The 10,527-nt window shown below is 74.5% G+C and carries 13 protein-coding genes; 5 read left to right on the forward strand and 8 right to left on the reverse strand.

The features are described 5' to 3' along the window. Nucleotides 1-420 (reverse strand): HAD domain-containing protein, encoded by a 420-nt coding sequence (locus AB0I91_RS20075; RefSeq protein WP_499638123.1) that lies wholly within the window; start codon nt 418-420, stop codon nt 1-3. A 636-nt stretch (nt 421-1,056) separates the two neighbouring features. Between AB0I91_RS20075 and AB0I91_RS20080 the strand changes: the two genes are divergently transcribed. Beyond that, nucleotides 1,057-2,817: a 1-deoxy-D-xylulose-5-phosphate synthase gene (locus AB0I91_RS20080; RefSeq protein ID WP_499638126.1), complete on the forward strand. Its 1,761-nt coding sequence runs from the start codon at nt 1,057-1,059 to the stop codon at nt 2,815-2,817. 38 nt (nt 2,818-2,855) lie between these two features. Here AB0I91_RS20080 and lipB read toward each other — a convergent pair whose 3' ends face one another. The 6 genes from lipB to AB0I91_RS20110 are packed head-to-tail and all read right to left on the reverse strand — an operon-like array spanning nt 2,856 to nt 6,800. Next, a complete protein-coding gene (lipB, locus tag AB0I91_RS20085) occupies nt 2,856-3,536 on the reverse strand; it encodes a lipoyl(octanoyl) transferase LipB (protein WP_499638129.1) in 681 nt (226 codons plus the stop codon). Nucleotides 3,537-3,547: 11 nt separating this feature from the next. Next, a complete protein-coding gene (locus tag AB0I91_RS20090; RefSeq protein ID WP_499612158.1) occupies nt 3,548-3,991 on the reverse strand; it encodes a 3-hydroxyacyl-ACP dehydratase FabZ family protein in 444 nt (147 codons plus the stop codon). Beyond that, nucleotides 3,988-4,332, reverse strand: a complete 345-nt coding sequence (locus AB0I91_RS20095; RefSeq protein WP_498776928.1) for a 3-hydroxyacyl-ACP dehydratase FabZ family protein — start codon at nt 4,330-4,332, stop codon at nt 3,988-3,990. Before AB0I91_RS20095 ends, AB0I91_RS20090 begins: the two co-directional genes overlap by 4 nt. Nucleotides 4,333-4,335: 3 nt before the next feature. Continuing rightward, nucleotides 4,336-5,307: a beta-ketoacyl-ACP synthase III gene (locus tag AB0I91_RS20100; protein ID WP_498776926.1), complete on the reverse strand. Its 972-nt coding sequence runs from the start codon at nt 5,305-5,307 to the stop codon at nt 4,336-4,338. Nucleotides 5,308-5,320: 13 nt separating this feature from the next. Then, a complete protein-coding gene (locus AB0I91_RS20105) occupies nt 5,321-6,532 on the reverse strand; it encodes a beta-ketoacyl-[acyl-carrier-protein] synthase family protein (RefSeq protein WP_499612152.1) in 1,212 nt (403 codons plus the stop codon). Beyond that, nucleotides 6,519-6,800 (reverse strand): acyl carrier protein, encoded by a 282-nt coding sequence (locus AB0I91_RS20110; protein ID WP_498776923.1) that lies wholly within the window; start codon nt 6,798-6,800, stop codon nt 6,519-6,521. Before AB0I91_RS20110 ends, AB0I91_RS20105 begins: the two co-directional genes overlap by 14 nt. 61 nt (nt 6,801-6,861) lie before the next feature. On the opposite strand from AB0I91_RS20110, the gene AB0I91_RS20115 reads away from it, so the two are divergent. Together AB0I91_RS20115 and AB0I91_RS20120 are read left to right on the forward strand one after the other, a co-directional pair. Further along, nucleotides 6,862-7,542: an SDR family NAD(P)-dependent oxidoreductase gene (locus AB0I91_RS20115; RefSeq protein WP_499612150.1), complete on the forward strand. Its 681-nt coding sequence runs from the start codon at nt 6,862-6,864 to the stop codon at nt 7,540-7,542. A gap of 22 nt (nt 7,543-7,564) precedes the next feature. Continuing rightward, nucleotides 7,565-8,188 carry a DUF4230 domain-containing protein gene (locus tag AB0I91_RS20120; RefSeq protein ID WP_498776919.1) on the forward strand — a complete coding sequence of 208 codons (624 nt, stop codon included), beginning with the start codon at nt 7,565-7,567 and terminating at the stop codon, nt 8,186-8,188. Here AB0I91_RS20120 and AB0I91_RS20125 read toward each other — a convergent pair. After that, nucleotides 8,172-8,840: a TetR/AcrR family transcriptional regulator gene (locus AB0I91_RS20125; protein ID WP_498776918.1), complete on the reverse strand. Its 669-nt coding sequence runs from the start codon at nt 8,838-8,840 to the stop codon at nt 8,172-8,174. The genes AB0I91_RS20120 and AB0I91_RS20125 overlap by 17 nt on opposite strands. A gap of 89 nt (nt 8,841-8,929) precedes the next feature. On the opposite strand from AB0I91_RS20125, the gene AB0I91_RS20130 reads away from it, so the two are divergent. Next, on the forward strand, nt 8,930-9,526 hold the full coding sequence (locus tag AB0I91_RS20130; protein WP_498776916.1) for a DUF4386 domain-containing protein: 597 nt from the start codon (nt 8,930-8,932) through the stop codon (nt 9,524-9,526). A gap of 2 nt (nt 9,527-9,528) precedes the next feature. Then, on the forward strand, nt 9,529-10,431 hold the full coding sequence (locus AB0I91_RS20135) for an RluA family pseudouridine synthase (protein WP_498776914.1): 903 nt from the start codon (nt 9,529-9,531) through the stop codon (nt 10,429-10,431). The last annotated feature ends 96 nt before the right edge of the window (nt 10,432-10,527 follow it).

The raw sequence follows: 10,527 nt of genomic DNA on the forward strand, positions 1-10,527 counted from the left end.
CTAGGAGTCCAGGGCCGCCGCCGCGGCCGCCAGGTGATCGGCCGTGATGCCGGTGGCCGGGTCGACCGCGATCAGGGCGGTCGGGTCGCGGCGGCGGTCCAGGAACGCCCGGCGCGCGGTCGGGAACAGGTCGAAGTCGTCGTCCAGCCAGACCAGCGGCCGGTCCCTGGCGAACCGGCCGACCGCGCCGAACTTCCAGTCCGCCTTGCCCTCGTAGGCGCGCACCCCGACCACCGGCAGCGGTGGCAGGCCGAGCGCCGGGCCGACCGTCGTGTTGGCCCGGTGCTCCCACGTCGTGGCCCAGGCCAGCTCCGCGCCGGTCCGCCGGGCCAACTCCAGCAACGCCGGCCCGTGCGACGGGTTCAACCAAGCCCGCTGCACCGCCCGCCCCCACCGCGACAGCCGCCACCGGTGCTCCACATACCCGTCCGGCGGGTGCGAGCGGCAAAGGGGTGCAGCGGCCCGTCGACGTCCAGCAGCACCAGCGGCCTCACCCGACCGACGCTACTCGCCCGATCACCTCGACCCCGTGCCGCTCGGCGGGCGTGACGCCCACCGGCCCGGCGTTTCGGGCACGGAACTCACCGGGACGGAACTCACGGGGCACGCCCCCGCCCCAGCCTTGGCCCCACCGCGCACGCCCGGCCCCCACCGCTCCCCGGGACCCCCGGACCCGCCGCCCACCGGGCAGGTCCCCACCGGGCAGATCCCCCACCGCCCACCACGCCCAGCCCGGCCCTCACCGCGCCCAGCCCTCGGCTCCCGGCTCCTGCCCCGGCTCCCAGCTGCCGGCTCCCAGCTGCCGGCTCCCAGCCCCAGCCCTCCAGCCCCGGCTCCCGGCTCCCCGCCCCGGCTCCCCCGTCTCCCAGCCCCGGCATTCACCGCCCTCGCGGGTCGTGCCCCGGATTCCCGGCACGGCACGCACACGTCCGTGTGGCGCCCGCGATCTCGTTCGCGTGAAACGCGGCGGCCCGCTTTGTCCCGGCCGGCCGGGTGCGGCACGTTCGCCTCACCCCACGTTGCCGCAAGGGCTTTCGCACCGCATGGAGTGGCCTGATGACCGACACCCTGCCCAGTGCCGTCCGCGCGCCGGCGCGCCGGTGCACCGGTCCGGCCGACCTGCCCGGCCTGCCGCGCGACGCGCTCGACGAGCTGGCGCGCGAGCTCAGGGCACGCCTGGTCGAGGCGGTGGGCCGCACGGGTGGTCACCTCGGGTCGAACCTCGGGGTGGTCGAGCTGACGTTGGCGCTGCACCGGGTGTTCCGGTCGCCGCACGACCGGATCGTGTTCGACGGCGGGCACCAGTCCTACGTGCACAAGATGCTCACCGGCCGGGCGGACGCGTTCGTCGACCTGCGCCGCGAGGGCGGCCTGTCCGGGTACCCCAGCCGGGAGGAGTCGCCGCACGACCTGGTGGAGAACTCCCACGCGTCCACCGCACTGTCCTATGCGGACGGTCTGGCGCGGGCGGCGCGGCTGCGCGGCGAGCACGACCGGCACGTGGTGGCGGTCGTCGGCGACGGCGCGCTCACCGGCGGCCTGGCGTGGGAGGCGTTGCACAACCTCGGCGACGTCGACCACCCGGTCGTGGTGGTGCTCAACGACAACGGCCGCTCCCGCGCGCCGACGGTGGGCGCGGTGGGCAGGCACCTCGCCGCCCTGCGCGCGGGCGCGGGCGGCGACGTGTTCGCCGCCTTCGGCGTGCGCTACCTCGGCCCGGTCGACGGGCACGACGTCGTCCGGGTGGAGGAGGCGTTGGCGGCCGCGAAAGCGTTGCGGCGCCCGGTCGTCGTGCACTGCGTGACCGAGAAGGGCAGGGGCCACCCGCCGGCGGAGGACGATCCGGTGGACCGCCTGCACGCCGTGCCCGCGCCGTCGGCCGCCGGGGGTCCGGGCTGGACGTCGGTGTTCGGGCGGCACCTGCTGGTGCTCGCCGACCGCCACCCCGACCTGGTGTGCCTGACCGCGGCCATGCCGCACGCGACCGGGCTGACCGCGTTCGCCGAGGCGTTCCCCGACCGGGTGCTCGACACCGGGATCGCCGAGCAGCACGCCGTCACGTGCGCGGCGGGCCTGGCGATGGGCGGGCTGCGGCCGTTGGTGGCGGTGTGCTCGACGTTCCTGACCCGGGCGGCGGACCAGGTGCTGATGGACGTCGCGCTGCACCGCCTGCCGGTGACGTTCGTGCTCGGCCGGGCCGGGGTGACCGGCGAGGACGGTCCGAGCGACCACGGCGCCTGGGACCTGGCGCTGCTGCGCGTCGTGCCCGGGATGCGGGTGGCCGCGCCCCGCGACGGCGCCCGGCTGCGCCAGCTGCTGGACGAGGCGGTCGCCGACGACGGGCCGACCGCGGTCCGCTTCCCCGCGGGCGCGGTCGGCGCGGACGTCCCCGCGGTGGACCGGCTCGGCCGGGTGGACGTGCTGCACCGGTCGTCCCGGCGGGACGTGCTGCTCGTGACCGTCGGCGGGCTCGCGTCCGACGGGGTGGCCGCCGCCGTGGCGCTCGCCGGCGAGGGCGTCGGCGTGACGGTGTGCGACCCGCGCTGGGTGACGCCGGTCGACCCGGCGGTGGTGGCGTTGGCCGCCGAGCACCGGGTGGTGGTGTGCGTGGAGGACGGCGTGCGCGGCGGCGGGGTCGGCGAGGCCGTCGCCGGCGCGCTGCGGGAGGCGGGCCTGAGCCGCCGGATCAGGATCCTCGGCCTGCCCCACGACTTCCTGCCACACGGCTCGCGGGCCGACATCCTGCGCATGCACGACCTGGACGCCGCCGGCATCGCCCGCACGGCGGCCCGCTTCCTGCCGGGCTGGACGTCCTGACCGGTGTCGGGCCCCACCCGGGCGGACGACGGCCCGGGTCACCGGCGATCGGTCGCGAACACCCTCGTCAGGTGGCGTTCGACCACCGGCACCACGTCGGCGGGCGTGACCCGGCGGCCGAGTTCGGCGGACAACGAGGTCACGCCGGCGTCCTCGATGCCGCACGGCACGATCCGGTCGAACGGGGTCAGGTCGGGGTCGCAGTTGAGGCCGAACCCGTGCAGGCTGGTGCACCGCTCGATGCGCACGCCGATCGCGGCGATCTTGCGGTGCTGCCCGTGCGCGCGGGCAGCCGACGGCGGCACGTCCGGCGCGGGCGGCCGGTCGCCGAGCACCCACACGCCGCTGCGCCCGGCCAGCCGCGCCGTCACCACCCCGAACTCGGCGCACGTGCCGATCAGCGCGTCCTCGATCCGGCGGACGTGGCCGACGGAGTCCAGCGGCACCGGCAGCTTCACCACCGGGTAGCCGACGAGCTGACCGGGACCGTGCCAGGTGATCTCGCCGCCGCGGTCCACGGTCAGCACCGGGACGCCGTCGGGCGGGAACGCGGTGGCCTTGGTGCGCTTGCCCGCCGTGTAGACGGGCAGGTGCTCCTGGAGCACGCAGACGTCGGTGATCTCGTCCGCGACGCGCGCCGCGTGCAGCCGCCGCTGCTCGGCGTACGCCTGCTCGTACGCCACCGCGTCCGGCCCGAACCCGCCGTGCACGAATCGCATCGCACCCATGGTCACAGGTTCCCAGGCCGCAGGTCGGCGGCGGCACGCGTGGTCGTCACGACCCGGCCGACCGTCATCACGACGTGCCCGTCGGCCTCCGCCTCCCCGGTGAACGCCACCGTGTCGCCGCGGACGTGCAGGATCCGCACCGAGTGCCGCACCACGCAGCCCGGCACGACCGGCCGGTGGAACTCCACGTCCGCGAGCGCGCCGAACAGGACCACCCGACCGGTGTCCGGCTCGCCCCACGACGACAGCAGCACGGCCGCCTGGCACCACGACTCCAGCAGCAACGTCGACGGGAAGTCACCGTCACCGGCGTGCCAGGGCTCGTTGGCGCTGACCGCCTTGAGCGCGGTCAACGACTCGCCCGGCGCCACGTCCACCACCCGGTCCACCAGCAGCAGCGGGTACCGGTGCGGCAGGAGGCGGAGGATCTCGGAGGAGGTCGTCACGGCTCGTACCGCAGCTTGATCCGGGCGACCACACCTTCGTCGTCGGTTACCACCGCCGCACACCGCCGCCCGTCGTCGTCCCAGGTCAGGCGCACGGTCAAGGTCGTGCCGGGGAACGTGGGCCGCACGAACCGGGTCGACTCGACCGCGGCGAGCCGCACCGCGCCCGTCGCGGTCGCCGCGCGGTGCGCGAACTCCACGACCGCCACGCCGGGGAAGATCGGGAAGCCCGGGAAGTGGCCCGCGAACAGCGGGTCGTCCGGCGCGACCGCCATGCGGGCGACGACGGTCGTCCCGGACCGCTCCAGCACTTCCACGGGCGACGCGAGGTAGCCGGTCACCGGTCAGCCCTCCCCCAGCACGCCGAAGTCCGCGGTCACGTCCGGCCACACCAGCGTGGCCGCGCCCCACGTCAGGCCGCCGCCGAAGGCCACGGTGAGCACCCGGTCGCCTGCCTTGAGCCGACCGGCCGCGGCGGCGTCGGCCAGCAGCACGGGGATCGACGCGGCGGCCGTGTTGCCGACCGCCTCGAGGTCCGCCAGCACCTTCGCCTCGTCGAGCCCGAGTCGGCGGGCGACGGCGTCGCAGATGCGCCGGTTCGCCTGGTGCGGCGCGAGGTGGTCGACGTCCTCCGGGCCGAGGCCGGTGCGGGCCAACGCCTCCAGCGCGACGTCCGACATCCGCTCGACCGCCTGCCGGAACACCTCCTTGCCGCTCATCCGGAAGTGCCGCTCACCCGCCGGCACCTGGATGAGGTCGGCCCCGGTGCCGTCGCTGCCGAGCACGCACGGGCCGATCATGCCCTCCCCCTCGCCCACGACGACCGCGCCCGCGCCGTCACCGAAGATCACCGCCGTGCCGCGGTCGTCCGGGTCGAGGATGGTGGAGAACGTCTCGGCGGCGATCAGCAGCACGGTCCGCGCCGCGCCGCTCGCGATGAGGCCGACCGCGTTCGCCAGGCCGTACAGGAAGCCGGTGCACACGGCGGCCACGTCGTGCGCGGGCACGCCGATCAGGCCCAGCCGGGCCGCGACGTCCGGCGCGATCGCCGGGCACGACCGGTCCGGCGTGGTCGTCGCGACGATCACCGCGTCCACAGTGGACGTCCCGGCGGAGCGCAGGGCCCGCGCGCCCGCGTCGACGGCCAGGTCCGACGTCGACGTGCCCGGCTCCACCCACCTCCGCGCGCCGATGCCGGTGCGCGACCTGATCCACTCGTCCGAGGTGTCCAGGCGGGCGGCCAGGTCGTCGTTGGTGACGACCCGTGCCGGCAGGCTCGCGCCGACCCCGAGGAGCACCGCACCGCGGTAGGTCATCGTCCTCCCCCGCTCACGCCTTCGCGATGGCGAGCACCGCGTTCTGCCCGCCGAACCCGAACGAGTTGCTCAACGCCAGGTCGATCTCCCTCGGCACCGCGGAGGTCGCCACGTCGAGGTCCAGCCGGGGGTCGAGGGTCGCGAGGTTCGCGGTCGGCGGCACGAGGCCCTGCTCGACCGCGAGCACGGTGAACACCGCCTCCGCCGCGCCGGCCGCGCCGAGCATGTGCCCGGTCACGCCCTTGGTCGACGTCACCAGTGGCCCGGACGGCAGCAGCTCCGCCAGCACGCGCCCCTCCACCAGGTCGTTGAGCTGCGTCGACGTGCCGTGCGCGTTGACGTGGTCGACGTCCGGAGCCGACGCGCCCGCGTCCGCCAGCGCCGCCTTCGTCGCCGCGATCACGCCCCGCCCCTCGGGGTCCGGGTTGGTGATGTGGTGCGCGTCGGCGGTCGCGCCGTACCCGACGACCCGCGCCCGGACCCGCCGCCGGTCGGCCCGCGCGTCCTCCGCGCGCCGCAGCACGAGCACCGCCGCGCCCTCGCCCGCCACGAACCCGTCCCGGTCCACGTCGAACGGCCGCGACGCCGTCGCCGGGTCGTCCCGCCGCGACAGCGCGCCCATCCGGGCGAAACCCGCCATGGTCACCGGGGTGAGCAGCGCGTCGACGCCGCCGGCCAGCACCACGTCGCACCGCCGCGCGGCGAGCAGGTCGCACGCGACGCCGATCGCGGTGGCGCCGGACGCGCACGCCGTCGACACCACCAGGTTCGGCCCGCGGAAGCCGAACTCGATCGCGAGCTGACCCGCGACCATGTTCGGCAGGTGCATGGGCAGCACCAGCGGCGACACCCCGGTCGGCCCGTCGGCGAGCAGCACGCCGTGCTGCCGCTCGAAGGTCTCGACGCCGCCCGCCGACGTGCCGATCACCACGCCGACCCGCGCCGCGTCCCAGCCGGCGAGGTCTTCCCCGGCAACCGCCTCCCGTGCCGCAACCAGCGCCAACCTGGTGAACCGGTCGAGCCGGACGGCACGCCGCGCGCCGAGCAGCGCGTCGGCGTCGAAGTCGGGGACGCGGCACGAGATCGTCACCTCGTGACCGGCGAGCACCGGGTCGTGCGCGGCGGTCGAACGGCCCGCGCGCACCGCCGCCCAGCCCGCCTCCACGCCGACACCGCCCGGCGTGACGAGGCCGAGCCCGGTCACCGCGATGTCAAGACCGGTCACCGGCGCGCTCCTCCATCAGCGCCACGATGTCGCCGACGGTCTCCATGTCGAACAGCTCGTCGTCGCTGATGTGCAGCCCGTGCTCCTTGCCGAGCACCATCGACAGCTCCACGAACGCGAGCGAGTCCAGGTCGAGGTCGTCCTTGGTCGCCTCCGGGGTGATCTGCTCCGGCTCGACCTTCAACGTGTCGACGAGGATCTTCTTCAGCGTCTCGTACACGGCGGTCTCCCCTCGTTCGCGCGACTCCTCCCCACCATCGAACCTCATCGGCCGGACCGCCGGTCAACCAGGGAGAATGTCCGGGCGGCAGGACTCGGGGAGGACGGATATGGCGGACGCGCCGGTGGCGGTCGTGACGGGCGGGAACCGGGGCATCGGGCTGGAGGTGTGCCGTCGGCTGGCCGCGCTCGGCCACGTCGTGGTGCTGACCGCGCGTGACGCGGGGAAGGCCAGGTCGGCGGCCGAACGGCTGGGCGTCGACCACTGCCGGCTGGACGTGACCGACGACGCGTCGGCGGCCGAACTGGCCGCGCACCTGACCACGCGGCACGGGCGGCTGGACGTGCTGGTGAACAACGCGGCCATCCACTACGACACCTGGCAGCGCGCGTCGTCGGCCGATCTGGGGGTCGTCCGGGAGGCCATGGAGACCAACTTCTACGGGCCGTGGCGGACCGTCCTGGCCCTGCTGCCACTGCTGCGGGCGGCCCGGCGGGCGCGGGTGGTGAACGTGTCGAGCGAGGCCGCGTCGTTGGCGTCGATGGGCGGCGGCACGCCGGCCTACGGCACGTCGAAGGCGGCGTTGAACGCGTTGACCTTGATGTTGGCGGCCGAACTGCCGGCGATGAAGGTCAACGCGGTGTGCCCGGGGTGGGTCGCGACAGACATGGGCGGCGCCGGCGGGCGACCGGTCGAGCAGGGCGCGGCGAGCGTGGTGTGGGCGGCGACGTTGCCCGACGACGGGCCGACCGGCGGGTTCTTCCGCGACGGGAGGCGGATTCCCTGGTAGCGCGCCGGGGTATCCCGCCGCCATGAGATGGCGCATCGGTGTGGCGGCGGCGGCGCTGGTGGCGGTCGGGGTCCTGGTGGCGGCGGTGTTGGTGGTGCCCCGGTTGCTGACGGGCACGGACACGATCGACCGCAGCCAACCCGCGTTGCTGCAGTCGTTGCGGGACTTGAGCCAGTACCACGCCTCGGCGGGCGAGTTCCAGGTCGTGCTCGACCTCGAGCGCGACGTCCGGTACGTGCCGTCGGCGTTGGCCGGGCAGCGGACGCTGTTCGTGGCGGCCGGCACGGTGAACGCCTACGTCGACTTCGGCGGGTTGGCCGAGGACGCGCTGCGGGTGCCGCCGACGACCGCGTCCGGCGAGGCGCGCAAGGTCCAGCTGGCGTTGCCGAAGGCGGTGCTGGACAAGCCGAACCTGGACCAGCAGCGGTGCTACGTGTTCGCGCAGGAGCGCGGGCTGTTCGACCGGCTGGCCTCGCTCGTGGAGACGCAGGACCAGCAGCCGTTCTACGTGGCGGCCGAGCAGAAGATCTCCGACGCGGCGCGGGAGTCCGGGTTGGTGCAGCGGGCCGACGACAACACCCGCAAGATGCTGACCGGCATGTTCGGCGCGCTGGGGTACCAGGTCGAGTTCACGAGCCTGGACTGATCCCCCCGGGCAGCCAGGCCGCCATGGCGTCGAGGATCACGTCGAGCCCGAACGCGAACTCGTCGGCGAAGTCGTGGCCCGGTCGCAGGACGTGCTCGGTGGCCATCTCCACGAGGTACGGGTAGTCCTCCCGCGCGAGGTGCGCCAGGATGTCCTCGGTCACCTCGGTGGCGGAGTCGGGGCCGCTGAACGGGAGCGCGGCCTCCTGGACCGCGAACCCGTACACGTAGCTGTCCAGCAGGGCGTAGGCGTGGGCGGTCGTCGCGACCGGGAAGCCGGCGCGGCGCAGGGTGCCGATGGTCGCGTCGTGGTGCCGCAGCGTCGCCGGGCCGGGCGCCTTCCTCGACTCCAGCAGGCCGATCGCCCACGGGTGCCGCCGGAGCACGTCGCGCGCGGAGTTCGCCCGCTTGACCATCTCGTGCCGCCAGTCGCCGCCGGGCGTCGGCAGCTCCATCCGGCCGAAGACCACGTCCACGATGCCGTCGAGGATCTCGTCCTTGTTCGCCACGTGGTGGTACAGCGACATCGGCTTGACCCCGAGCGCGTCGGCGAGGGACCGCATGGTCAACCCCGCGATCCCGCCCGCGTCGGCGATGGCGACGGCGGCGCGCAGGACGCGTTCCCGGCTCAGTGGTGCGCCTTGCTTCGACAACCCGACCTCCGGCGGTGACAGCTCCGTACTTAGTACGGTACCGTCCGCCTTACTAAGTAAGGCTGAGCCCGCCGTCGAAGGGGAACCCCATGTCATCGAGAGCCATCGGCCGGACCGTGGGGACGCTGTTCCTCGTGGCGTTCGTCGCGTACGGCGGGGGCACCGCCCTGGTCGGCTCGGGTTCGAGCGCGCAGGTGGGCGCCGGGGCCCTGCTCATGCTGGCGAACTCCGCCGTCGTGGTCGGCATCGGCGTGCTGGCGTTCCCGGTGCTGCGCCCGCACAGCGAGCTCACCGCGCACGCGTACCTGGTCGGCCGGGCGGTCGAGGCGGCGCTGCTGGCCGTCGGCGTCGTGTTCGTGCTGCTGCCGGCGTCGGCCGGGGTGGGCGCGGCGGGCAACCACTACAGCTACCAGGTCGCGATGATGGCCGTGGGCGCGGTGGGCGTGCTGTTCTGCCGGGTCCTGCTCCGCGCCCGCCTGGTCCCCCGCGCCATCGCGGCGTGGGGCGTGGTCGGCTACGCCGTCTTCCTGCTGGGCGCGGTGCTCGAAGTCCTCGGCTACGGCGTCGGCGTGGCGCTCTCCGTGCCGGGCGGCCTGTTCGAGATCGCGCTGGGCGTGCTGCTGGTCGTCAAGGGGTTCGCCACTCCGGTGGCCTCGGACGAGAAGGCCCCGGCGTACGCTGCGTGACGATGAGGCGCAAGCTCCGGCCGCCGCTCGACCAGCGCCACGGCCTCGACCCGGCACGCCTGCGGTTCCCCGACGAGGGGCCGTGGGCGACCGTTCGCGATCACCTGGTCGAGCGGTTGCCCCGGGTCGCGCCGGAGCGGATCGACCTGATGCTCGCCGAAGGCCGCGTCTACGACCTCGCCGGGCCCATCGCGCCGGACGCCGCGTTCACGCCCGGCGGCGCGGTGTGGTTCCACCGCGACCTGCCCGACGAGGTGGCGGTGCCGTTCGAGGTCCGGGTCGTGCACCGCGACGACGCCATCCTCGTGGTCGACAAGCCGCACTTCCTGGCCACCATCCCGCGCGGCAAGCACGTGGTCGAGACCGCGCTCGTGCGGCTGCGCCGCGACCTCGGGCTGCCGCACCTGAGCCCGGCGCACCGGCTGGACCGCGTGACCGCCGGGCTGGTCATGTTCGTGGTCGAACCGACCTTGCGCGGCAAGTACCAGACCCTGTTCGCCGACCGCGCGGTGCGCAAGGAGTACGAGGCCATCGCGCCGCACGACCCGGCGTTGACGCTGCCGAGGACCGTCAGCAGCCGGATCGTGAAGGTCAAGGGCGTCATCACCGCGCAGGAGGTGCCCGGTCCGCCGAACGCCGAGACGCGGGTCGAGCTGGTCGAGCACCGCGACGGCTGGGGCCGGTACCGGCTCCTGCCCCGCACCGGCCGCACGCACCAGCTCCGCCTGCACATGGCGTCGCTCGGCGTGCCCATCCGCCACGACGACTTCTACCCCGTCCTGCGCGAGAAGCCCTTGGACGACTTCACCGACCCGTTGCAGTTGCTGGCGAAGGTGCTCGAGTTCACCGATCCGGTGACGGGCGAGCACCGTCGCTTCACCAGCGGCCTGCGGCTCGACCTCTAGACTAGCGCCTGTTTCACAAGTCCGTGTTCGCGATAGTCGGGCCTGAGGCGGCTCCCGGGGGCACGGCCGAATGGGCCACATACAACAGCGGTATGC

This window comes from Actinosynnema sp. NPDC049800 (genome assembly GCF_040656635.1).
GTDB lineage: Bacteria > Actinomycetota > Actinomycetes > Mycobacteriales > Pseudonocardiaceae > Actinosynnema.